Annotated in this window: 22 protein-coding genes, 1 pseudogene and 1 riboswitch; of the genes and pseudogenes, 11 read left to right on the top strand and 12 right to left on the bottom strand. The window is 61.0% G+C overall.

Going from position 1 to position 21,304, the window contains the following annotated elements; all coding sequences use genetic code 11:
• Positions 1–18: 18 nt before the first annotated feature.
• Positions 19–465, bottom strand: coding sequence for an SRPBCC family protein (locus tag G9X64_RS15900; RefSeq protein ID WP_168312881.1), 447 nt, complete (start codon positions 463–465; stop codon positions 19–21).
• Between the two features lie 246 nt (positions 466–711).
• A riboswitch (FMN riboswitch) is annotated at positions 712–853 on the top strand.
• A gap of 78 nt (positions 854–931) precedes the next feature.
• Between G9X64_RS15900 and G9X64_RS15895 the strand changes: the two genes are divergently transcribed.
• Both G9X64_RS15895 and G9X64_RS15890 read left to right on the top strand, forming a co-directional pair.
• Positions 932–1,366 (top strand): 6,7-dimethyl-8-ribityllumazine synthase, encoded by a 435-nt coding sequence (locus G9X64_RS15895; RefSeq protein ID WP_168312882.1) that lies wholly within the window; start codon positions 932–934, stop codon positions 1,364–1,366.
• Between the two features lie 172 nt (positions 1,367–1,538).
• Positions 1,539–2,228, top strand: a complete 690-nt coding sequence (locus tag G9X64_RS15890; protein ID WP_168312883.1) for a VOC family protein — start codon at positions 1,539–1,541, stop codon at positions 2,226–2,228.
• 149 nt (positions 2,229–2,377) lie between these two features.
• On the opposite strand, the gene G9X64_RS15885 is transcribed toward G9X64_RS15890, so the two are convergent.
• Positions 2,378–2,911 carry a cytochrome b gene (locus tag G9X64_RS15885; RefSeq protein WP_171376912.1) on the bottom strand — a complete coding sequence of 178 codons (534 nt, stop codon included), beginning with the start codon at positions 2,909–2,911 and terminating at the stop codon, positions 2,378–2,380.
• Positions 2,892–3,365: a MarR family winged helix-turn-helix transcriptional regulator gene (locus G9X64_RS15880; protein ID WP_171376911.1), complete on the bottom strand. Its 474-nt coding sequence runs from the start codon at positions 3,363–3,365 to the stop codon at positions 2,892–2,894. Before G9X64_RS15880 ends, G9X64_RS15885 begins: the two co-directional genes overlap by 20 nt.
• A gap of 98 nt (positions 3,366–3,463) precedes the next feature.
• On the opposite strand from G9X64_RS15880, the gene G9X64_RS15875 reads away from it, so the two are divergent.
• On the top strand, positions 3,464–3,832 hold the full coding sequence (locus G9X64_RS15875; RefSeq protein ID WP_171376910.1) for an antibiotic biosynthesis monooxygenase family protein: 369 nt from the start codon (positions 3,464–3,466) through the stop codon (positions 3,830–3,832).
• A gap of 123 nt (positions 3,833–3,955) precedes the next feature.
• Here the strand turns inward: G9X64_RS15875 and G9X64_RS15870 are convergent, their stop codons facing one another.
• The gene (locus G9X64_RS15870) at positions 3,956–4,840 is read right to left on the bottom strand and encodes a LysR family transcriptional regulator (protein WP_168312886.1); all 885 of its coding nucleotides are present in this window, start codon (positions 4,838–4,840) and stop codon (positions 3,956–3,958) included.
• A 123-nt stretch (positions 4,841–4,963) separates the two neighbouring features.
• On the opposite strand from G9X64_RS15870, the gene ampC reads away from it, so the two are divergent.
• Positions 4,964–6,121, top strand: coding sequence for a class C beta-lactamase (ampC, locus tag G9X64_RS15865; RefSeq protein WP_171376909.1), 1,158 nt, complete (start codon positions 4,964–4,966; stop codon positions 6,119–6,121).
• 123 nt (positions 6,122–6,244) lie between these two features.
• Here the strand turns inward: ampC and G9X64_RS15860 are convergent, their stop codons facing one another.
• Positions 6,245–7,021: a DUF1194 domain-containing protein gene (locus tag G9X64_RS15860; protein ID WP_168312888.1), complete on the bottom strand. Its 777-nt coding sequence runs from the start codon at positions 7,019–7,021 to the stop codon at positions 6,245–6,247.
• 147 nt (positions 7,022–7,168) lie between these two features.
• Positions 7,169–8,071 (bottom strand): LysR family transcriptional regulator, encoded by a 903-nt coding sequence (locus G9X64_RS15855; RefSeq protein WP_171376908.1) that lies wholly within the window; start codon positions 8,069–8,071, stop codon positions 7,169–7,171.
• A gap of 188 nt (positions 8,072–8,259) precedes the next feature.
• Between G9X64_RS15855 and G9X64_RS15850 the strand changes: the two genes are divergently transcribed.
• Together G9X64_RS15850 and G9X64_RS15845 are read left to right on the top strand one after the other, a co-directional pair.
• On the top strand, positions 8,260–8,985 hold the full coding sequence (locus tag G9X64_RS15850) for an SDR family NAD(P)-dependent oxidoreductase (protein ID WP_168313968.1): 726 nt from the start codon (positions 8,260–8,262) through the stop codon (positions 8,983–8,985).
• Positions 8,979–9,467, top strand: a complete 489-nt coding sequence (locus G9X64_RS15845; RefSeq protein ID WP_168312891.1) for a RidA family protein — start codon at positions 8,979–8,981, stop codon at positions 9,465–9,467. The genes G9X64_RS15850 and G9X64_RS15845 overlap by 7 nt, the downstream gene beginning before the upstream one ends.
• A 212-nt stretch (positions 9,468–9,679) precedes the next feature.
• Here G9X64_RS15845 and G9X64_RS15840 read toward each other — a convergent pair whose 3' ends face one another.
• Positions 9,680–10,219 (bottom strand): Pycsar system effector family protein, encoded by a 540-nt coding sequence (locus G9X64_RS15840; protein ID WP_171376907.1) that lies wholly within the window; start codon positions 10,217–10,219, stop codon positions 9,680–9,682.
• Between the two features lie 129 nt (positions 10,220–10,348).
• Here G9X64_RS15840 and G9X64_RS15835 point away from each other — a divergent pair, with 129 nt between their 5' ends.
• Both G9X64_RS15835 and G9X64_RS15830 read left to right on the top strand, forming a co-directional pair.
• Positions 10,349–14,107 carry a FecR domain-containing protein gene (locus G9X64_RS15835; RefSeq protein WP_171376906.1) on the top strand — a complete coding sequence of 1,253 codons (3,759 nt, stop codon included), beginning with the start codon at positions 10,349–10,351 and terminating at the stop codon, positions 14,105–14,107.
• Entirely contained in the window at positions 14,107–16,077 is a 1,971-nt protein-coding gene (locus G9X64_RS15830) for a CHASE2 domain-containing protein (protein WP_168312894.1), read from the top strand. Before G9X64_RS15835 ends, G9X64_RS15830 begins: the two co-directional genes overlap by 1 nt.
• A gap of 31 nt (positions 16,078–16,108) precedes the next feature.
• Here G9X64_RS15830 and G9X64_RS15825 read toward each other — a convergent pair whose 3' ends face one another.
• Positions 16,109–16,861: a nucleotidyltransferase domain-containing protein gene (locus G9X64_RS15825; RefSeq protein ID WP_171376905.1), complete on the bottom strand. Its 753-nt coding sequence runs from the start codon at positions 16,859–16,861 to the stop codon at positions 16,109–16,111.
• Positions 16,862–17,144: 283 nt separating this feature from the next.
• Here G9X64_RS15825 and G9X64_RS15820 point away from each other — a divergent pair, with 283 nt between their 5' ends.
• Together G9X64_RS15820 and G9X64_RS15815 are read left to right on the top strand one after the other, a co-directional pair.
• Positions 17,145–17,840: a fumarylacetoacetate hydrolase family protein gene (locus G9X64_RS15820; RefSeq protein ID WP_168312896.1), complete on the top strand. Its 696-nt coding sequence runs from the start codon at positions 17,145–17,147 to the stop codon at positions 17,838–17,840.
• Positions 17,841–17,850: 10 nt separating this feature from the next.
• The gene (locus G9X64_RS15815) at positions 17,851–18,381 is read left to right on the top strand and encodes a gamma carbonic anhydrase family protein (RefSeq protein WP_168312897.1); all 531 of its coding nucleotides are present in this window, start codon (positions 17,851–17,853) and stop codon (positions 18,379–18,381) included.
• 40 nt (positions 18,382–18,421) lie between these two features.
• Here the strand turns inward: G9X64_RS15815 and G9X64_RS15810 are convergent, their stop codons facing one another.
• The gene (locus G9X64_RS15810) at positions 18,422–19,129 is read right to left on the bottom strand and encodes a methyltransferase family protein (protein ID WP_205917707.1); all 708 of its coding nucleotides are present in this window, start codon (positions 19,127–19,129) and stop codon (positions 18,422–18,424) included.
• Between the two features lie 89 nt (positions 19,130–19,218).
• Positions 19,219–19,620: a hypothetical protein gene (locus tag G9X64_RS15805; protein ID WP_032992435.1), complete on the bottom strand. Its 402-nt coding sequence runs from the start codon at positions 19,618–19,620 to the stop codon at positions 19,219–19,221.
• A 441-nt stretch (positions 19,621–20,061) separates the two neighbouring features.
• On the opposite strand from G9X64_RS15805, the gene G9X64_RS15800 reads away from it, so the two are divergent.
• On the top strand, positions 20,062–20,433 hold the full coding sequence (locus G9X64_RS15800) for a hypothetical protein (protein WP_168312899.1): 372 nt from the start codon (positions 20,062–20,064) through the stop codon (positions 20,431–20,433).
• Positions 20,434–20,528: 95 nt separating this feature from the next.
• Here G9X64_RS15800 and G9X64_RS15795 read toward each other — a convergent pair.
• Together G9X64_RS15795 and G9X64_RS15790 are read right to left on the bottom strand one after the other, a co-directional pair.
• Positions 20,529–20,852 (bottom strand): annotated as a pseudogene (locus G9X64_RS15795) (DUF5071 domain-containing protein); the annotation flags it as partial.
• The gene (locus tag G9X64_RS15790; RefSeq protein WP_168312900.1) at positions 20,849–21,265 is read right to left on the bottom strand and encodes an ester cyclase; all 417 of its coding nucleotides are present in this window, start codon (positions 21,263–21,265) and stop codon (positions 20,849–20,851) included. The pseudogene G9X64_RS15795 and the gene G9X64_RS15790, both read right to left, overlap by 4 nt.
• Positions 21,266–21,304 lie beyond the last annotated feature (39 nt).

Below are 21,304 nucleotides of genomic sequence, written 5' to 3'. Positions count from 1 at the left end.
GCTGCCTGCAAAAATTGTTCATGTCCTGCCGTAAAAAGGGTCGGGACCCGGATCACCCCCGGCGGCGACCTCGGTCAGCCGTCCGAGATAATGTGCCCAGCCCTCCGCATGGCCGGCGCATTGCTCGGCGCTCGGCAGGCCACTATGGGTGAGCCGCAACAGCGTTCCACCTCCCTGCTCGATCAGATCGATCTCGACCAGGCTCGACCCCGGCGGCACCACCTCGCTGCCGTCCCAGCCGAAGCTGTAGGCAAGGCGATGAACCGGCACCACCTCACGAAACGAGCCACGCGCAAAGCGGGCGCCGGTAACGTTGACGAGATAGAGCCCGCCGGGCCGCGGCTCGACCTGCGCCTCCGTTCCCATCCAGCGCAGAATCTTTTCCGGGTCGGTCATCAACGCGAACACCGCGGCCGGCGGCGCCGCGATATGGGTCTCGCGGCGGACGACGAAGGGGTCTTCCATCTCTCTGTCTCCCATGGTTGCCACGGCCCTGCCCGCCGCCGGTGGAGCGGCGTATCCTGTCCTGCCGTGCTATTCTGACGTGAATGTCCTCATTCACAGCATGTAGGCGCAAGCCCATCCTCCGCAAGGTGGCTTTCCCGCCGCGATGGACGAACAAGCGAAATCGCCGCGTCGGGAGCCCTGATACTGCATTGGCCTCGAAGCATTCGACCTATTGCCAGCCGGTCGCCTTCCCCCTATTGTCCGCGCCGTTCTCAGGGCGGGGTGCAAGTCCCTACCGGCGGTATGCATTTAGATTGCGAGCCCGCGAGCGCCTTCTTCGGAAGGGTCAGCAGATCAGGTGAGATGCCTGAGCCGACGGTCATAGTCCGGATGAAAGAGAACGTGCGTTCCTGCCGCCCTCGCGGCCGTCGGGGACGTTCGTGATCGCCTTGGGTGATGTGTCTGTTCGCCAAAGGAGATTACCGTGACACCCACCCGCTACGCCTTCGTCAAAGCCAACTGGCACGCCGACATCGTCGACCGCGCCCTTGATGGCTTCCATCAGCTTATTCCGCCTGACCAGGTCGACGTGTTCGATGTTCCCGGCGCATTCGAGATGCCGCTGCTGTCACGCGATCTTGCGGCAACCGGACGCTATGCCGCTGTCGTTGCCGCCGCCTTCGTCGTCGACGGCGGAATTTACCGCCACGAATTCGTTGCCCAGGCCGTCGTCGATGGGCTGATGCGCGCCGGCATGGATACCGGTGTGCCGGTGCTGTCGGTTTCCCTGACGCCGCACCAGTATCAGGAAACCGAGCACCATAAGCAAATCTACCGCTCACATTTCGTCGAGAAAGGGCGCGAGGCAGCAAAGGCGGCTCTGACGATCGGTAAAACCCGCGCCGCTCTCGCTGCGTGAGAGCGGCTCGACGAGCAGAAGAACAACAACCGATGAAGACGGCGGGGTTATCCCGCCGTCGACCACTCAATACCGACAGAATAATTGATTCGACGCCCTCACCGCGCTGTGGTCCACTGGCGGTGACATGTATCGCCATTCTTAACGCATCCCAAACCCCAAGGAGCTGAAGATGAGCAATGCAATGCGCAGTGAAACCCCCATTGAGACCCCGAATACACGGCCCGTCGACACCAAGCTCGAGGTGGTCGTCATCCCCGTTTCCGACGTCGACCGCGCCAAACGTTTTTACGACGGCCTGGGCTGGCGGCTCGACGCCGACTTCACCAATAATGCCGATTTCCGGGTGATCCAGTTTACGCCGCCGGGCTCCGGCTGCGCGATCATCTTCGGCAAGAACGTCACCGCCGCAGCCCCCGGCTCCGCCCAGGGGCTCTATCTTATCGTCTCCGACATCGAGGCCGCCCGCCGCGATCTCATTGCCCGCGGCGTCGAGGTCAGCGAAGTGTTCCATGACGCGGCTGGCGTCTATGCCGGAAAGGACGAACCCTATCTGTTCGGGCGGCTTCGCATTGCCGGCCGCGATCCCGATCACCGCAGCTACCGCTCTTTCGCATCCTTCAAGGATCCCGATGGCAACGGCTGGCTGTTCCAGGAAGTCACCACGCGCCTGCCAGGACGCATCGACGCCGACGGGACGACATTCGCCAACTCAACCGATCTTGCGTCAGCCATGCGCCGTGCGGCGACCGCGCACGGCGAACACGAGAAGCGAAACGGCGGCAAACACGACGAGAACTGGCCGGACTGGTACGCCGAATACATGGTCAGTGAACAGGCCGGCAAGCAGCTGCCTTTATAGGCAAAGGCTGCGGCGTCAGACGGCAACATCATTTGAGAAGCGTCTCGGCACGCACCGCGCCGAGACGTTTTATCATGTCCTTGCCCTGCTCGTAGCGGCTCTTTGGTTCAGATACCCTCGCCGCCCCGTGAGCCGATCTCGGTTGGACCTCAGCCGCCATACCACATCCGCCGCAGCAGGTGATCGCCGCGGACGAACTGGTGATAGAGCGCGGCGCCGGCATGGAAGACCAACAGGCCGACAAGCAGGAAGGCGCCGAACCCATGCGGGCCACGCGGCGGATAGGCGGTGAAATCAGGCAGCGTGGCACCGGCTGCCCCGAAGACGGCGGGAGCAGCGCCGCTGAGGATCATCATTCCGATGCCGCTGGCGACCATGCCGAGAATGAAGACGTAAAAGACGACGTGGACAAAGCCCGCCAGGCGCTCCTGCCAGCGAGGCGATGCCGCCACCGGCACAGGTTTGCGATCGAAACGCCACCACCAGACAATGCGAAAAGCCGTCAGAAGCAGGACGACGACTGCCACCGGAATGTGGAAGCGCAGCAGCCCGGCCTTGGTCGCCGCGTCCATGGCGTTGGCGGCCCGGAAGCCGGAGCCGAGCAGTGCCAGGATCAGAAACGCACTCAGCCAGTGGATCGAAACCGCTATTGCGCCATAGCGATCAGCCCTGCTCTTCAACATCTCCATGTCCTTCGAGCTTGCTGCGCAGCGCCTTCATGACGGCATGCGTGGTTTTGACATCCTCGACCTGAAGCCCTTCCGCGAGCATGTCGACCCAGGGGGCCTGCAGGCGCATGGCGGTTTCATATGCCTGTTTTCCCCCGGCCGTCAGCACGACGAGCTGTGCCCGTCGGTGGTGAGGGTTGGGCCGGAACGCCAGAAGCCCTTCCTTCTCGAGATCGTTGACGATGCGCTGGACGTTCTGGCGGTTGGCCCCCATGTTGCGCGCCAGCCACGCGACCGGTTGTGGCCGGCCTGCTGTGACGACGGTGCCGAGGACATGCCAGCGGGCGCTCGTCAGGCCGAGCCCGTCGACGAGCTTGTCGCCCGCGTTGATCATCCGGTTATTGAGCCGGAAGAGATCCAGAATGAGGTCAGTCAAAGCTGTTCCGGCCGGGGTCCGTTGGGGCTTCATTTGTCACCATATAGTTATATTGACATCATAGTGTCAAATTGAATATGTATCGGTATTACCAGATTGACATCATGTAACCAAATCAGATGGAGTCGACCATGTCGCTCATGCGCCCGATGGACCCTGCCTTCCCGATCGATCGCCAAATCGCGATCGATGCCTCCGCGATCGTCCTCATCAACCTCTTCACGCTCGACAAGGCTGACGAGCAGGCCTTCCTTGATGCCTGGCAGGCCGATGCGGCCTTCATGAAACGGCAGCCTGGCTTCATCTCGACCCAGATGCATCGCGCTATCGGCGAAAGCCCTGCTTATCTCAATTATGCCGTCTGGGAATCGACCGCCGACTTCCGGGCGGCATTCTCGCATCCGGAGTTTCGGGCGAAGCTCTCGGACTATCCGTCCTCGGCGGTCGCCTCCCCGCATCTCTTCCAGAAGGTCGCCGTGCCGGGCATCTGTGTGGCGTAAGCAAAGCGGCGGTGGTGGAGTATGACGGAGGAGTTCCCTTGCCAACGGGCTGAAGGGCACGAGCCTCGACGGCCAAGTCCTTGAGTGTCGGGTTGATCTCGGCCTCCGGCGAGCCGGAAGCCGTCATTGCGATGCGGGAGACATCTGCGACGTTATCCAATTGGAAAATGCGAGCATAGCCGCTGTTGGCGGCCTTGATTGCAGTCGGGTTAGCCAGTAGCTCCCCAACGATATGGTCGTAGGAAAAGGTTGTCTGATAGCCCCCGAGGATAGATGTCTGGAAAACATCGACGGCGGCGCCAGAGCGATCCCCAGTCCTTGCAGGGCCGCCTCCATCATGCCGAGGGAAGAGTCGAAGACGATACCTGCGTTTATCTGCGCCGCCGGAGGAACGTTCGCTGCCGCAAACCAGGTGCTCCATTCGTCCGCCCTGTAGCTCCGCAAAAGCGTCGCCTCGACCAGGTCTGCAGGCGACCTCAAACACGCGGCCAATTTGGGCGTGCACAAAGGAGAGAGCGGAGCGTCGAACAGACGTAGCGCATCTGTGCCGTGCCAGGAACCGCTGCCGAAGCGAATGGCAAAGTCCAGTCCCTCGGCCGCCATATCGACGCGATTATTGTTTGTCGAAACACGCACATCGATGAACGGGTGCTGCTGTTGAAAATCCGAAAGCCTTGGCAACAACCAGCCGACGGCAAACGTCCCGACCACACCCAGGAATAGCAATTCCCGAACATGCCCGGCTTCAATCCGGTCCAGCGTGATCGCCATCTGATCGAAGGAATTCGTCAAGGTCGGCAAAAGAGCTTCGCCTTCAGCGGTGATTTTCAAGCCTCTTGGGAGACGCTGAAAAAGGGCAGCTCCCAATCGCTTTTCCAGGCTTTTAACCTGCTGGCTTACAGCGGCCTGGGTAACGCAAAGCTCGATCGCGGCCCGGGTGAAGCTGAGATGTCTTGCCGATGCTTCGAAGGCCCTCAAGCCATTTAAAGGGAGGAATTGCCGAACCATCTTAGCCCTAGATTTTCTTGGATCTCCTCCGAGATATCATCGTTTGCTGCCGTAAAACAGTGCCATTAAATGCCGTCCTCATGCGCCTTTGCGCTGATGAAGCTGCTTTTAGAGGATGAAAAAATGAAGCGTGATTGGATAGGAATTCTATCGGCCGCATTGGTCTCGACATGCATTTCCACAAGTGGCTTTGCGGCTGACGAGCTGAAACTGAAAGCCATCTCGGACGCCGCGATTAAACCAATCATGGATAAATACGGCATTCCGGGCATTGCCGTTGCCATCACCGCTGATGGACAGAACCACATCTTCAACTACGGCGTCGAGTCGAAGGACACTGACAGGCCCGTTACCGCGACGACCATGTTCGAACTGGGATCGATCAGCAAAACCTTTACAGTTACCCTCACCTCCTACGCGGACGTGACCGGCCGACTTTCGCTGTCGGACAAGGCAAGCAAATATCTTCCGTCGATGAAGGGAAAGCCGTTCGGCGATGTCGTGCTGATGGATTTGGGCACCCATACGGCTGGTGGATTTCCGCTGCAATTTCCCGACGAAGTCAAAACCGAAAAGCAGCTGATGGAGTATCTCGCAACCTGGAAACCATCATATGCCGCCGGAACGCACCGAACATACGCCAATCCAAGCATCGGCGCGCTCGGATATATAACGGCAAAAAGCATCGGCAAAGACTTCGCAGCTCTCATGGAAGACCAATTGTTTCCCTCCCTTGGATTGAAAAGCACGTTTATTGATGTGCCGAAATCGCGGATGGTCGACTATGCCCAAGGCTACAAGCGAACCGGTGAGCCGGCTCGGATGACACCTGCCATTCTTTCGTCCGAGGCCTATGGAGTGAAATCCACAGCAAGCGACATGATCCGGTTCATCGACGCGAACATGGGTCTGGTCGAGCTGGACGATAAGTTGCAGCAGGCGATCATGAATACGCACAAGGGATACTTCGATGTCGGCGCGATGACCCAAGACCTTATTTGGGAACAGTATTCCTATCCCGCGACATTGACGACGTTGATGGACAACAATTCCAGCGCCATGCTCAAGACCATTCCCGTCAAGCAACTGATGCCGGCAATGAAACCGCGTGACGATGTGTGGATCAATAAAACCGGTTCCACGAATGGTTTCGGCGCCTATGTCGCGTTCATCCCGAGAGATCGAGTTGGTATCGTCATTCTGGCCAACAAAAACTATCCCAACGAGGACCGTGTCTCTGCCGCTCACCAGATACTGACTGATATAAGTTCGGCGCGCTGACCCGGTAGAGCATGATGCCGAAAAGTGTGCGCGGTTTTCGGACGACATCATGCTCTAACTATGTAATTCAGGACAGGATTGAGATTTTGGGCCGACCCGGCCTAAAATCATCCTGTTCTGGCATCAACGGTCGAAGATGTCCCGCCATTGCTTCTCACCGATCAGGCAGTCGGCACCCGTCTCGGCGCTGGCTGTTTTTTGCACCGTCGCCGGCGGGGAAATGCCGCTGATCTCCAGTACCAGCTTACGGCGCACGGCAACGGCGAAATCCTCGATCTTGCGCACCGGCAGCACGAAGGCGCCGGGACCGCCGATCACGCAATCGGCGTAATATTTGTCGAGCCCGTCAGGCGCATCGGAAGGCCGCAGCATGATGGCGAGGCCGTTGATGATCATGCCGGCTTCCACTGCCCTGTCGCGGGCGGGCGTCACGGGATTGCCGGAATTGTTCGGGCCGTCGCCGGAAACATCGATCACCTCGCGCCGGCCCTGAAAGGGGCTGGCGATGATCATGCTGGTGCCCTGGGTGATCGCGGTTGAGATCGAGGTGCGCCGCTGCGTTGCGATCGGCCGAGCTTCGAGCTTGTCGGCAAAGGCGATCGCATCCTCTGCCGTCTCGATCACCTGCCAGTCGATCACGGAATCCTGGACGACATAGCCCGCCCATTCGAAATAGCTGATGGCGATGCGCCCGGTGAGGCCGCCCTTCACCGCATCGATGAATTCCTTGTGCTTGATCGCCTCGACATAACCTTCGCGCTGGATGCCGATCTCCTCGAAATCCATCGACCGCGAGGTGTCGACGGCAAGCACCAGCGTCACATCGACCTCGTTCGCGCCGGCTCCGGCGGCCGGAGCGACGGCAGAAAGACCCATGAGCACCGCAAGCGTCGTCAGCATCGGCAAATCCCCGCGCCATCCAAGCGCGGAAACTGTAACACAGCTTGGCCGACGCAGGACGTCAGGCTGGGCGGGTGGCTTCAATTTTCGGTGATATCATGAGCACCCGCCTCGCCCTTCGAGGCCCCTTGGGCGCGCGCCCCGGATTCAATGCAATGGCAGCCACAAGGGGCTTTTCCACGCCTTCAGCGCCTCGAGAAAGACCTGCAGGCGCAGGGGCAGGAAGCGGCGGGTGGGATAGACGGCATGCACGAAAATTTCCTCGGAAGACCAGTCGGGCAGCAGGCGGATGAGTTCGCCCTTTCTGATCTGCTCGTCGCAATAGGTCGAGGGCAACAATCCGATCCCGTGGCCGCGATAGGTGAAAGCGCTGACCGCCTCGAAATCCCGGCTCGATATTGGCCCGGAGACATGCACGCCGACCGATTTGCGGCCGCTGACGAGATGCCACTCCGCCTCGCCGTTGCGGCCGTTCAAGAGGACGCAGTGATGGTCCTTCAGGTCTTCCGGCTTTGAGGGAAGCGCCCTGCCCTTTAGATAGTCCGGCGCGGCGACCAGATAACGCACGCTCTTTCCGAGCCGCTGCGCGACGATGGAGGAATCCTTGAGTTCGCCGAAGCGGATGGCGAGATCGATATTCTCGGCGATCAGATCGAGGAACAGGTTGGTGACGAAGAGATCGATCTGGATATCGGGATATGCCTTCAGGAAGGATGAAATGAATTCGTAGAACACCTCCTGCCCGAAGATGACGGGCACGGAGATCTTCAGCAGACCTTCCGGTTTTCTCTGTGTCTCGGTGAGAGCCTGCTCGGCGTCGAGGAGATGGGCGAGCGGTTCGCTGCAACTGTCGTAATAGGCCCGGCCCTGCGCGGTGAGACTGAGCTTGCGCGTCGTCCGCTGCATGAGCGTCACGCCGAGCTGCTCCTCCAGCGACGTCACTTTCCGGCTGACGGTCGACACCGGCATGCCGAGGGAATGGGCAGCGCGGCTGAAGCTGCCATACTGCGCTACCTTTACGAAAACAGCGATGTCGTTCAGATCGGCCATGCACTGATTTTTGCATGGATGCAAAAGAGAATCCAGATATTTCCATCTAATCGGGGAATGAAGTTTTCGCCATATTCACCCTGCGAAAACAAACACAACCCGATGAGGCGCATTCGCGGCAGCCCCATCTCGAGCGACCCGGCCTTCGAAGGTCCCAAGTTGCCCGAACCATATTTATGGAGTTCAACATGACTACGGGAAAGACTGTCATCGTTACGGGCGCCTCCCAGGGTATCGGAGCAGGCCTCGTCAACGCCTTCATCGCGCGCGGCGACAATGTCGTCGCCACCTCGCGCCAGGTAAGCGCCTCAGAGGCTTTCCAGGCCTCCGACAAGCTGGCGCTCGTCGACGGTGACATCGGCGATGCCGAAACCGCAGCGCGGGTGGCAAGGACCGCGATCGATCGCTTCGGCTCGATCGATGGCCTCGTCAACAATGCCGGCATTTTCTTGGCCAAGCCGTTCGTCGATTTCACGATGACCGACTTCCGGACATTGTCCTCGACCAATCTCGAAGGCTTCCTGCACCTGACCCAATTGGTCGTCCGGCAGATGCTCGCGCAGAAAACCGGCGGCAGCGTCGTCAGCATCACCACGCCATTGACCGATCATCCGATCGCCGGCTTCTCCGCTTCGGTGTCGATGATGACGAAGGGCGGCATCAACGCCATCTCCAAGAACCTGGCGATGGAATATGCGAATGAGAAAATTCGCTTCAATATCGTAGCGCCTGGCGTGGTGGACACGCCGCTGCACAAGGACAATCCGAAGGATTTCCTCAGCACGCTGTCGCCGATGGCAGGCATTTCCAACGTCGAGGAGATCGTCGACGCGGTCGTCTTCCTGACAGAAGCTCCGCGCGTCACCGGGGAGGTGCTGCACGTCGATGGCGGCGCACATCTGGGCAAATGGTAAACCAACAGAAAGCGCACGCAGCCGGCGCGGAACGACGGCTGCAGGAGCTCGGCATCACGCTTCCTCCGCCGCCGACGCCCTTCGGCGCCTATGTCGAGGCGGTAAGGACCGGCAGCCTGGTCTTCTTCAGCGGCATGCTGCCGGTCGTCGGCCACGAGCCCCGCTATATCGGCCGCGTCGGCGGCGCGCTGACGGCCGAGGACGGCAGGAAGGCGGCCGAAACGGCGATCCTGAGCGCCCTCTCCGCCGCCAGGGATTATCTCGGCTCGCTGGACAAGGTGGTGAAGGTCGTCAAGCTCGGCGTCTATATCGCCACCGAAGGCGATTTCCGCGGCCACCCCAAGGTCGCCGACGGAGCATCCGAAATGCTGCTCCAGGTGTTCGGCGAGGAAAAGCTCTCCGGCCGCGTCGTCCTCGGCGTCGCCAGCCTGCCTTTAGGCGTACCGATCGAGCTGGAACTGGTCCTGGAGATTGAGGATTGAGTGAAGGGCGCGCTTCGGCGCGCCTTGCCCATCGCCTCAAGTGGCTTCGCTTACGCTCAGCGCATTCGCTCCTATCGTCGCTCACCCCCTTGCATGTCAAACTGCATCTATTGCTGATGGGTGCAGTTTGAACATGCAAGGGGGGTGAGGAGAGCCACGCCGAACGCCTTGAGCGGCAAGCGAAAGGCAAAGAGGGTGTTAACGCCCCATCCTTACACCGCCACCAGCAACAGCACATAGGCAATCACGCTCACCATCAGCCCCCGGAACGCAAAGGTGACGCAGCGATATTTGCTGCGGGCGATGGCAGAAAGGGTGTTGGCGTTTTCGAGGTACTGATCGAAGAGGTAGCGCTCGTCACGGCGAAGGGCGGCCTCGCAGAACATGTCGCGATGATCGGGCCATGCGCCCCAGAAGAGCGAGGTGGAAGTGCCGAAACGTCGCGGCAGCACGACGAGGATGGCCGACAGGATGGAGAAGACCGAGGCTGCGGCAAGCAGGCCGGAGAACAGCATGCTGCCCGGTGTGCCGCCGGTATAACGCGCCAGGCTGAAGACTGCCCTCACCTCGCTGGAACTCACCAGAAAGGCGAGCATAAAAGTAAAGATATAGGCGGCCTTCTGGTCGGATATCTTGATCTGATCATAAAATATATCGTTGATTTTCTTGATATGGTCGAAGTACTCGGCGCCAATATCGCCGCTTGATGGCTTGCTCAGCATAACCTCGGTCGCATTTTCGAATTCGCTCACGTAAATACTCCACCCCAAAAGTGTATCCCTGATAGTACACTTTGGAATGAAAGCAAGAACACGTGTGCAACGCGCTTGACTTTTCCACTCTACACGGACAAAGGGGAAGTGGGGTGTGGGGTCGAGGACATGCGGAGTTATTCCAGTAACATCTGCCGCGCCGGCGTGGCGCTGGCGCTTGCTTTGCCCGGTTTCGCGCCGTCGGCAATGGCCGATCCCGTGCAGCGCGCAACGCCCGTCGCCGGTTCCGTCATCGCCCGCAAGACCGGCGAGGAAGTCCGCTTCATCGACGTGTCGGACTGGCGCGTCGTCGACATCAACCAGGATCTCTTGACCGGCGACGTGCTGCGCACCAATGCCAACGGCCAGCTCGCCATCGTCTTTTCCGATCACACGCAGGTGCGCCTCGGGCGCAATTCCTCGCTGCAGGTCAAGAAGATGGCCGCGAGCGGCGATACGGTGCTCAATCTCCAATCCGGCACGATCTGGGCGCGCGCCGAGCGCGGCGGCCAGGGCCTGACGGTCGAGACGCCTGCGGCCGCAGCCGCCATCCGCGGCACGGACTGGACGATGACCGTCGAGGGCGCCAAGACCTCGATGATCGTGCTGGAAGGCCGCGTGGCGCTCAGCAACCCGCAGGGCAGCGTCGAGGTGAACGAGGGCGAAGGGGCCGTCGCCACCATCGGCCAGGCGCCGACCAAGATCATCAGCGTCAATCCCGACGACCGCGAACAGATGCTGTTCTATCTGGACCTGCGCGACGGTTTCGACCTGATGCCGACATCGCCGCTGCGGGCCGACCGCATGGCCGCGGAGCGCCGCCGCCTTCTGGCGCTGCCGCCGGAGCGGCGCACGACCGAAGACTGGCTGGAGCTTGCCGAAGTGCAGAGCGCCTTCGACGGCCGCCAGGCCGCGGCCGCAGCCTTGCAGAAAATTCGCGGTCGCAAGCTGACCGTGGCCCAGCAGGCGCGCGTCGACCTGATAGACGCCACGATCGCCGGCTCGGAGAAGCGCTATTCCGAAGCCGCCAGGCTCTTCCAGAAGGCCTTGCCGCATCTCGACCCGACACGCCGCAACATGGCGCAATTCGGCGGCTATTTCGCTCGTTCGCTCGCCGACCCCGCCCATGCCGAACAGCCGCCGGCCAACACCACCGGCCCCTATGGCGCGATCATGGAGGCCTATACGACGGGCTTCCTGAAGAACCCGCGCGCGGCGATCGAGATCATCAAGAAAGCGGAACAGCGCTATCCCGACGATCCGACCCTGCCGGCGATCCGCGCCCAGCTGGCCGAGCTCACCGATGACCGCGAGCAGATGAAAGAAGCAATAGAGCGCTCGCTGTCGCTCGACCCCGATCATCCGATGGCGCTGTCGGCCCGCGCTGGCTACCGTGCGACCTATGAAAGCGATATCAACGGCGCGCTCGCGGACCTGAACCGCGCCATCGCGCTTGCCCCCGGGGCATCGGGCACGCTGAATTCCCTCGGCCTGCTGCAAAGTTCTCGCGATGCCAATGGCGAAGCGGAAAAGGCCTTCAAGAAGGCGATCGAGCTCGATCCGCAAGATCCGCTGCTGCGTGCAAACCTGGCCATCCTCTATCTCGACCAGGGGCGGATGAAGGAAGCCAAGCGCGAGATCGACACGGCGATCGCCCTCGATCCATCATTCGATCTCGCCTTGCTCGCCCGCGGCCGCTACTATCTGCAAACCGGCGAGCGCGAAAAGGCGCTGCAGGACCTGCTGGCCGCCAGCACCGCCAATCCCGGGCACTCGCAGTCGCAGTTGATGCTCGCCGCCGCTCACTATGAAAAGGGCGACCGCATTCCATCCCAGCAGGCGCTCGACAATGCCGACCGGCTCGATGACAACGATCCGGCTATCTCATCTTTCCGTACTGCGGTCGATATCGACGACTACGACGCCGACGGCGCGATCCGCAACGCTCAGGAATATCTGCGCCGTTCGCGCGCTCGCGGCGGTGATTACAGCTCACTCGGCGCCAATGCGAGCGCCGGCTCGACGCTCAACAACGCCTTCCGCCTGCAGGGCCTGGATGCCTGGGGCCGCTATTACGGCGATGCCGTCTTCGATCCCTTCGAAGGCACCGGTTATATCGACCAGGCGATCAAGGGCAGTATCTTTCCTTTCGTCAACGCAACGAGCTTCAGCGACGACAATATCATTCAGTACCGCGGCAACGCGTCGAGCTACTCGTCCTTCATCCAGGGCCTGCTGCTCTCACCGCACATGCTCTCCGGCCGTTCGCGCTCGGCATCGCTGTTCGACGTGCCCTTCATCGAAGGCTCGCTCGGCGGCGGCATCAACAGCGTCGACGGCCATACGAGACGCATCGGCGAAGCCGATATCCAGGGCTATTCGAACGAGACCATTCCGATCAGCTTCTATGGCAACCTGACCTGGGAAGAGCTGGCGCTCGACCGCGACTATCGGGATTTCGGCGGTGTCCAGACGGATAACAAGCTGCTGAGCGCCAACAGTTATCTGACGGCAACAGTCACGCCTGATGATCGCGTCATAGCCTTCGTCAACCACGGCAAGAATGATGGAGCGCTGAGCGCTCAGACGCAGGGCACGACACTGACGGACCTGTTCAATTTGGCAGGCTTTCCGATCAGGACGACGATATTGCCGGAATATGTCGGCCGCGATGTTGACAACGAAATAACCAATGCTGGCATCGGTTGGAGCCACACTTTTGCCTACGAAAACATATTGAACGGTGCAGTCCTCTATTCGGAGAGCAAGTCGCGAACGGCAACTTCACTTCAAGTCGACGATGCCCCGATCTTACCCCTGCCCGACCCGGATATTATTCCTGTCCTGAGCGGGACCGAGGACACCTCCTCCAAAACCTACATCGGGGCTCTCAGCCATTCTATCGGCAACGGGCCGCTGACCTGGCGGTACGGTATCGAAGGCGGCTGGATCGATGTAAGCTCGACCACCTCCTCCCGCCTTTTTGAACTCGTTCCTCGCGTCCCGCTCATCCCGGAAATCATCGAGGGTCCGACCACCACCAGCAACACTATCAATATCGGCCGCGCCTATGTCGATGTGCTGCATGAGATAACGCCGGACCTCAAGGGCGAATATGCCTTGTTCGCCACGCGCCTGGAGGGCGACGGCATCGATATCAGCCGGCTGGAGCCGCGCTTCGGCCTCGCCTGGGCGCCGGTTCAAAACCACTGGCTGCGTGCCGCCTTCATGCGTCAAAGCTTTGACAGCACCGTCCCGACTCTTGCCCCGATCGGCATACTCGGACTCCAGGCCAACCAGTTTTCCGCCAATCCGCGAGGCTATACGGATACGGTCGCCCTGCAGTGGGATGCCGAATGGACCGACCGCTTCTTCACTTCGGTCGAGTATCAGCATCAGGAATTGCACGATTTCTCCGTCGATATCCCGCTGATCTCGCTTCCCTCGGATACCAGCCTGCCGATCTCGCGCGGCAGCATCGATCGCGCTGCCGTCACAGCAAACGTCGTGGTCGGCCATGGTTTCGGCCTTTCGGCTACCTATGCCTACATGGATTCGGAAAACAGGGATCCGCTCGAGCCGAGCTACGGGGGCCCTCTTCCCTTCGTACCGCAGAATTCCGGGCAGATTGCGCTGACCTGGGTCAACGAAGCCAAGGTCAAGGCGACGGTCGCCGCCAACTATATCGGCGAGCGCGACGGCGATCGGTTTGGCACCAAGCTCGACGATTACTGGAGCCTCGACGCCCACCTGGTATGGGAGCCGTTCGACAAGCGCATCGAGCTGGAGGCAGCCGCCTATAACCTGCTCGACGAGGACTTCGAGATCACGCCCGGCGTGCCCGGCTGGGGCCGCGCCTTCAAGGGCACACTCAAAGTCCGCTTCTGATGCACGTGCGGGACAAGCTTCGGCAGACCGGGCAGATCAGGAGCCGCCATCTGAGGCTCCTGGTGCTGTCGCTGACGACGCTGATCGTCATCTCGCTCCTGTCGCGCCTGCCCGCCTGGTCACTGCTCGAGCTCAGAAGCTTCGACTATCTCTCGACCATCGACGATCCCCGTCCGCCGCCGGGCGGACCTGTCATCGTCGCGATCGACGAACCCTCGCTTGCCGATATCAATGCGCAATGGCCCTGGCCGCGCAGCCTGCATGCCGAGCTCGTCAGCCAGCTGCGTGCCGCCGGCGCCCGCGTCATCGGCCTCGATATCATCATGGCCGAGCCCTCGAACCCCGATAATGATGCGGAGATTGCCCAGGCCGTCGGCCCCGATGTCGTGCTGGCCGGCGACGAAACGCTGATCGAGACGCCGCAGGCCTCGCAGCTGATCCGCGCGACACCGCTGCCGCAGCTGACCGAGGCGGGTGCCGTGACCGGCATCGCCTCCGTCGAGCTCAGCGGCGACGGCACCTTCCGGCGCATTCCAGGCTACGAGGACGGCTTTGCCGCCATGCTGGCCAAGGTCGCCGGCGTGGCCCCCGAGACTCTGCCCGCAGACCGGCTAATCCAGTCCTTCGGCCCGGCTCGCAGCTATCCCACCGTCTCCTACTACCAGGCGCTCGACCCGAAGAATCTGCTACCGCCGGATTATTTCAAGGACCGTGTCGTGCTGGTCGGCCTTAGCCTGCAGAATGCGCCGGCAATCGACAAGGGTGGCGTCGATGCCTTTGCGACGCCCTACACCGTTCATACCGGCAAGCTCGTCTCCGGCGTCGAGATCCAGGCGACGATCTACGACAATATCCGCAGCGGCCTGTCGATCGCGGAAGCCCGGCTGCCGACGGTCGCTGCCTGCATCCTGATATCGGTGCTGCTGGCCGCCGCCACCGTCTGGCGCTCGACGGGATGGCTGACGATCGTGACGACCGCGGCGGCCCTCCTTGCCTTCGCCGCCGTCAGTGCCGCCGGTATGCGGCTAGCTCATATCTTCGTCTCGCCGCTTGGCCCGACGGTCGCCTATATCTCTGTCGTCTTCGGCCAGGCCGCCTTCGATTTTGCCGAGGAGCGCCGCAACAAGCGCCAAATCACCCGCGCCTTTGCCCAATATATCTCGCCCGATCTCGTCAAGCGCCTGTCGAGCGACCCCTCGCAGCTGAAGCTCGGCGGCGAGCGGCGCACGCTCTCGGTGCTTTTCTCAGACGTACGCGGCTTCACCACGATTGCCGAGACGCTGAAGGACGACCCAGAGCAGCTGACCGGCCTGATCAACCGCTTGCTGACGCCGCTTTCCGACGTGGTAATGGATCATGGCGGGACGATCGACAAATATATGGGCGATTGCATCATGGCCTTCTGGAACGCGCCGCTCGACGATCCCGATCATGCCCTGCACGCCGTCAAAGCCTCGCTCGCCATGCAGGCGGCGATATCGAGCCTCAACCGCGAGCTGGAGCGAGAGGCGGCGATGCGCGGCGTCAGGCCGCATGTGTTGAAGATGGGTGTCGGCATCAACACCGGCGAATGCATCGTCGGCAATATGGGCTCGACCCGCCGCTTCGACTATTCCTGCCTCGGCGACAGCGTCAACCTCGCCTCGCGTCTCGAAGGCGCCTCGAAGAATTATGGCGTGGCGCTATTGCTCGGCGAGGAGACCGCAAGGCTGGTCACTGAGACCTACATCGTCGTCGAACTCGACCGCATCATCGTCAAGGGCCGCACCGTCCCCTCACCCGTCTTCACCGTCGTGCACAAGGCCGAAGCCGAAGCCCTTGCCGCCCATCGGGTCTTGCTCGAGGCGAAATACGCCGGCACGCTTGCGTCATCCGACCCCGCCTTCGACAGGCTGGCCGCCGATATCCCCGAGCTTGCCGGCTATTACGCGATCGTCCGCGAGGCGCTGGTCGAGTCCGGCGAGGAATGACCGAGCAGAATGCAGCCAACGTAAATCGATACTATTCCAGGCGGCGCGCTTCCAGCGGTGCATCCTGCCTGAAACCCTCGAAATAGCGGCCGCCATGCAGGGCAAGCTCCCGATCGGCCAAAGCCAGAAATCGGGCGCCGTCGCCCGCTGCCGCCAGTCTGAACGCCGCGTCCAGCTCGGCTGCCAGTTGCGCATCGAGCTTCCTCATGAGGCGCGGCGCCCATTTTCCGCGGCCGGTCCATGCGCCGCGTCCGAGCAGAATCAGGTCGGCCAGCTTCTGGTAGAGCAGCGCGGCGACGGCGGCGATCTCTTCGGGCGGGCGGGTACCGCGCAGATCATCGGCCAAATCGGTGACCTGGTAGCGCAGCATGTCGTAGTCTGCCCCGGCAAGAGGTTTCGGTCCTGCCGCCAGCATACTTGCCGCCTTTGCCTGGATGACACCTGCGCTGTCGATATCCGGTCCCAAAATGCTGCCCGTCGCGACCATGTTGACCATGATGGGATAGCCGCTGTCTGCGTCCTGATGGAGGTAGTGCGCCAGCGTCTGCGGATCGTGGACGAAGGCCTCGACCGGAAAACCATCTGCGGTGAACGACTCCCGCCAAGCTCTTTGGAGCGACGGGGACACCACGACGAGATCGATATCCGAAAAGACGGTGCCCTCGCCGCGCATGATGGAGCCGGCGACATAGGCGAATGCGGCCCCGGCATAGCGGCTGGCGATGCAGTGGCGGGCGACGGCCAGCGCCCGCTCCGCAAGAACATGTTTCTGGATATCGTCCACGATCTCGTCCTCGAATACGGGAAACGAGCGGGAACAAAAAACCCGCTCGTTTCCGGCGGGTTGGTCTTAGCAGCAATGAACGGAATTCAGTTCACGCGTCTACCACCCACCGCGATGCGGTGGTCGTAGACGTCGTCGAAACTGCAAGAGTCCTGCTCATGGCGGTAACGATACCGCTGGATAGTGATAGCGTCAATGCGCCGGCCAAGGAAGCTTCCCCGACGCGCCGATTTCCGTCTAAGATGACCCGCAAAGCAAGACTCGAAACAGGAAGAACCCGCCAATGCCCCATCCCGCCACCGTCATTCCGCGTCCAGCACCGGTACTGCTGCCGGTGGACGGCAGCGCCGAGCGTTTTCCGGTGCGCCGCGTCTATTGCGTCGGGCGCAACTATGCCGACCATGCGATCGAGATGGGCCATGATCCCAGTCGCGAGCCGCCCTTCTTCTTCCAGAAGAATGCCGATAACCTGCTGCCGGCGGGCAAGGCCTTTCCCTATCCGTCGCTGTCGAATGACGTACATTACGAAGTCGAATGCGTGCTGGCGCTGAAATCAGGCGGCGCAAACATCGAGGCCGCGGACGCGCTCGACTGCGTCTATGGCTACGCCGTCGGCATCGATTTCACCCGCCGCGACCTCCAGGGCGAGGCAAAGAAGCTTGGTCGTCCCTGGGAGGTTGGCAAGGCCTTCGAACATTCCGCCCCTATCTCCCTAATCGTTCCGGCAAGCCGCCTCGGCCACCCCGCGGAAGGCAGGATCTGGCTGGAACAGAACGGCAAGCGCATGCAGGACGGCGATCTCAACCAGATGATCTGGAAGGTACCGGAGATCATCGCCGAACTGTCGAAGCTCTTCACTCTCGCACCCGGCGATATCATCATGACGGGCACGCCCGCCGGCGTCGGCGCGGTGGCCAGGGGCGATCGCATCAATTGCGGCATCGACGGCGTCGCCACCCTATCGGTCGAGGTCGTCTGAGGAGAGAGCAATGCCTGTCTACGCGCTTGGCGGATCGACGCCGAACCTGCCCGCCGCCGGCCTCTATTGGATCGCCCCGGATGCCAACATCATCGGCCAGATCGAACTCGGCGAGAATGTCGGCATCTGGTTCGGCGCCGTGCTGCGTGGCGATAACGAGCCGATCAGCGTCGGCGAAAGCACCAACATCCAGGAAGGCGTGATGGCCCATACGGACATGGGCTTCCCGCTGACGATCGGAAACGGCTGCACCATCGGTCATCACGCCATCCTTCACGGCTGCACCATCGGCGACAACACGCTGATCGGCATGGGCGCGACCATCCTCAATGGTGCGAAGATCGGCAACAACTGCCTCGTCGGCGCCAATGCGCTGGTTACGGAGGGCAAGGAATTCCCCGACAACTCCCTGATCGTCGGCGCACCTGCCCGCGCAGTGCGCGGGCTCGACGAGGCGGCAATCGAAGCCATCCGTCGCTCGGCAGAAAACTACGTCGCCAACTGGCAACGCTTCGCCAGGGATCTCAGGCAGATCGGGTGATTGGGTAACGCAGCGGCGGGTGGCGAAGCATCCACTCCGCTCACCACACGCCCGGAATCCACCGCCAGCGCACACGCGCCATATAGTCCGCATAGCCTTCGAGGCCCTCGCGCAGTTCGGCTTCCTCGCCGAGTGTGCGGCCGAAGAGGACGACGACGAGCAGGCCGGCGGGGATCAGCGCGTAGAGCGATCCAAGCGACAGCGCCATGCCGGCGCTGAGCACGATGGCGGTTGCGTATCCGGGATGGCGGATTACGGCGTAGGGTCCGGTGTCGATCACCTTGTGGTCGCGGTCGGTTTGAATGCGCACGGTCGGTTCGAAATGCCGGTTGACCGATTGCGCCCAGGTCAGGCCGAGATAACCTGATGTCATCAGGAGATAGCCGATAAACACGACCCAATCGGGCTGCGGCGCCCAGTGGAACCGTCCGTCGTCGAATGCGCCGACCGGAAGAATGGCGGCAAAGAGAATGATCGTCAGCGTCGCCACCACGGCGTCCCAGGATTTGGTACCCTTCTGGTATCGGCTACGCGCCGCAAACAGCTCCGGATTCGTCCGCCAGATCCAGATGATTGCGACAACGGTCAGCACAAGGAACAGGCCGAGAAAAATCCAGCCGCGCGGCCAATCGAGCGTGCCGGCGGGCCCAAACAGCGCGTCAAACATGACGGCAATGGTGATGGCGAGCGATCCAAGCGATGGTGCCGCGGCGAATGAGTGACCGGGCCGGATGTCCCGCTGCGTCATGATCGCTCTCCGTTCCATTACAACGCCGCGCGTCCTTTTAGACGCGCAGAAGGACGCTGCACATGGCGGATTTCATTGAAAAAATCGCCTTACTCGGCGGCTTCGAGAAATTGGCTGTTTCGTGAGGATGAGGCAAGCGCCTGAACCCTCGCTTCCGCCTTGGCGATCAGCTGATAGAATTCGTCCTGCGCTTCGACATCCAGCTGAATGACGGCATTGACATCGTCGGGCGTATCGCAAACGCAGGCGACCGCAGAAATCGGACAGATACCGCCGGGATAGCGTCTTCCGGTGCCCGTATAGGCGCGACGTCCCCAACGCTCGGAATAGACCGTCTCTTCCCGCTCAAGCTGCAGGATCGTTCCCTTGCAGGCGGTTACGATAGCCGCCTTGCCGTAGGCGAACCAGTGATAGTTCAGCCTCCGGAGAATATATTTGCCGGTGATATCTTCGCCAGCCAGTTCGGCAGGGTTTTCAATCATTCTAATCATGACGGCTTCCTCAACGTTTAAACAATATCCGTCATGTCTTCGCGCGCAGCAAGTCAAAAAACGCTGCTTTTGGAGACACTTAGTCACAAAGTGTTTCCGATTCTTACATTAACCACGCGTCGAGCACCCCCTTGCGCACACAATTCTTCGTCGAATTTCCCGCAACCTGCTACCGATTTCGTCATTGTCCGAGGTGGTAGTCACGTCAATGTCCCCTTGTGTTTTTCGGCGCGGGCTCGATATGTCTCCCTGATTGGCCCGAAGACCGCGCCGTTTTCATCCCGGAAAGCGGGCGGCTGGTTCGCCGGTTCGCCATGAGCATGATGCCGAAAAGTGCAAGCGGTTTTCGGATGACATCATGCTCTAACTCTTTAATTTAGAACAGGATTCTGGTTTTAGACCGATCAGGCCTAAATCATCCTGTTCCACCAGGAGAATCTCATGGTCGACGCGATCAACCCCATCTCCGCCACCGCTGGGTCCGAGCCCACGAAGGTCGGCACCAGCACCTCGATCGGCTCCGAACCAGACAATGCCTGGGTCGCCGCCCGCCAGTCGCAGATCACCGCCGACCAGCTGGCAACGAAGAAGGCCGTGGAGAAGGAGGCCGCAAACAGTCTCATCCCGCACGCGGATCTGATCGTCGAAAACGAGGAGCATCCGCAAAAGCGGCACGGGCATGCTGCATCGGACGACCGGGAAGAGGCCGGCGAACAGGCGCAACAGCCGGTCTTGTCAGGCGAAGGCGATCGGATCGGCACCCGGAATTTCGACGACGATACGCCCTTCGGCGAGCGCGTCGCCATCATCTGATCAAAAGCGCTGCCAGACGCTATGAATGCAAGCTGCAGCGCTTCACGGGCCAACTCGTCCACCCCTTCCAACTGGTCCGTCTTGCTCGGTCGATCTACCAGCCTCTGGAGGTCGTTCTCAAGCGCTCGAAGAACTTCGACCGACAGTTTTTCGACAATCAGTTGAAAGCAGAAATACTTTTGAGAGGAGTCCTTTCCTCGGAGAACGCGCAACAGCGGATCAACAATTGGCATTCCAAGTGTGACTAGAAAACGAGCCAGGGGTTGGGCAATAGGCCAGTTGCCGTCCGCGGTCCACGCCAGCAAGTCATCCAGGATCGGAGCGATCGCAGGATAACCAGCGCTCTCGATACCAAAAAGAGCGGCAATGTCGTGCTTGTCACGAGGGACAAGGCTCTCTGCATCGAATACGCCAATCATTCCATCTCGTTGGGCCTCTGCCCACCTTGAAGCTGGGCTTCGATTGCCACTTTATCGATGACCGACCAGACCTCGACGATCTTGCCGCCGCGAAATTCATAGATGACGTTCTCGGTGAAGGAAAGGCGCCTGCCGTTCACATCGAGGCCAAGGAATTTTGCCTTCGGCCTGCAATCGAAGCCGAGCCGGCAGGCGATGTATGGCGGATCGCAAAGCAGCATCAGCACATTGAAATAGAGATCGGGAATCTCATCGAAGTCCCGCTCGAGCATGGCGACGTAACCCGGCAGCCCGAGCCGCCGGCCGTTATGAACCGCATCGTCGCTGACGAACTGCCCGAGATTGGGCCAGTCCTGCCTGTTCAAGCAGGCGATGTAGCCGCGGTATATATCCGCGAGTTCGGTTTTCGACACGCGATCGCCCCTGGCTTGGATTCTCAGGCAAAGAAAGCG

It is taken from the genome of Rhizobium sophorae (genome assembly GCF_013087515.1).
GTDB classification, from domain to species: domain Bacteria; phylum Pseudomonadota; class Alphaproteobacteria; order Rhizobiales; family Rhizobiaceae; genus Rhizobium; species Rhizobium sophorae.
Note: the sequence above shows the minus strand (reverse complement) of the source record. Positions and strands in the feature narration are given on the sequence as shown.

Bases quoted from the DNA above. Each gene is read 5' to 3' on its own strand.
- G9X64_RS15875 (WP_171376910.1), top strand. From the start codon at position 3,464: ATGTCGCTCATGCGCCCGATGGACCCTGCCTTCCCGATCGATCGCCAA.
- G9X64_RS15880 (WP_171376911.1), bottom strand. From the start codon at position 3,365: ATGAAGCCCCAACGGACCCCGGCCGGAACAGCTTTGACTGACCTCATT.
- G9X64_RS15805 (WP_032992435.1), bottom strand. From the start codon at position 19,620: ATGATTAGAATGATTGAAAACCCTGCCGAACTGGCTGGCGAAGATATC.
- G9X64_RS15870 (WP_168312886.1), bottom strand. From the start codon at position 4,840: ATGGTTCGGCAATTCCTCCCTTTAAATGGCTTGAGGGCCTTCGAAGCA.
- G9X64_RS15835 (WP_171376906.1), top strand. From the start codon at position 10,349: ATGCGGAGTTATTCCAGTAACATCTGCCGCGCCGGCGTGGCGCTGGCG.
- G9X64_RS15820 (WP_168312896.1), top strand. From the start codon at position 17,145: ATGCCCCATCCCGCCACCGTCATTCCGCGTCCAGCACCGGTACTGCTG.
- G9X64_RS15845 (WP_168312891.1), top strand. From the start codon at position 8,979: ATGGTAAACCAACAGAAAGCGCACGCAGCCGGCGCGGAACGACGGCTG.
- ampC (WP_171376909.1), top strand. From the start codon at position 4,964: ATGAAGCGTGATTGGATAGGAATTCTATCGGCCGCATTGGTCTCGACA.
- G9X64_RS15900 (WP_168312881.1), bottom strand. From the start codon at position 465: ATGGAAGACCCCTTCGTCGTCCGCCGCGAGACCCATATCGCGGCGCCG.
- G9X64_RS15810 (WP_205917707.1), bottom strand. From the start codon at position 19,129: ATGACGCAGCGGGACATCCGGCCCGGTCACTCATTCGCCGCGGCACCA.
- G9X64_RS15800 (WP_168312899.1), top strand. From the start codon at position 20,062: ATGGTCGACGCGATCAACCCCATCTCCGCCACCGCTGGGTCCGAGCCC.
- G9X64_RS15815 (WP_168312897.1), top strand. From the start codon at position 17,851: ATGCCTGTCTACGCGCTTGGCGGATCGACGCCGAACCTGCCCGCCGCC.
- G9X64_RS15830 (WP_168312894.1), top strand. From the start codon at position 14,107: ATGCACGTGCGGGACAAGCTTCGGCAGACCGGGCAGATCAGGAGCCGC.
- G9X64_RS15890 (WP_168312883.1), top strand. From the start codon at position 1,539: ATGAGCAATGCAATGCGCAGTGAAACCCCCATTGAGACCCCGAATACA.
- G9X64_RS15860 (WP_168312888.1), bottom strand. From the start codon at position 7,021: ATGCTGACGACGCTTGCGGTGCTCATGGGTCTTTCTGCCGTCGCTCCG.
- G9X64_RS15850 (WP_168313968.1), top strand. From the start codon at position 8,260: ATGACTACGGGAAAGACTGTCATCGTTACGGGCGCCTCCCAGGGTATC.
- G9X64_RS15885 (WP_171376912.1), bottom strand. From the start codon at position 2,911: ATGTTGAAGAGCAGGGCTGATCGCTATGGCGCAATAGCGGTTTCGATC.
- G9X64_RS15855 (WP_171376908.1), bottom strand. From the start codon at position 8,071: ATGGCCGATCTGAACGACATCGCTGTTTTCGTAAAGGTAGCGCAGTAT.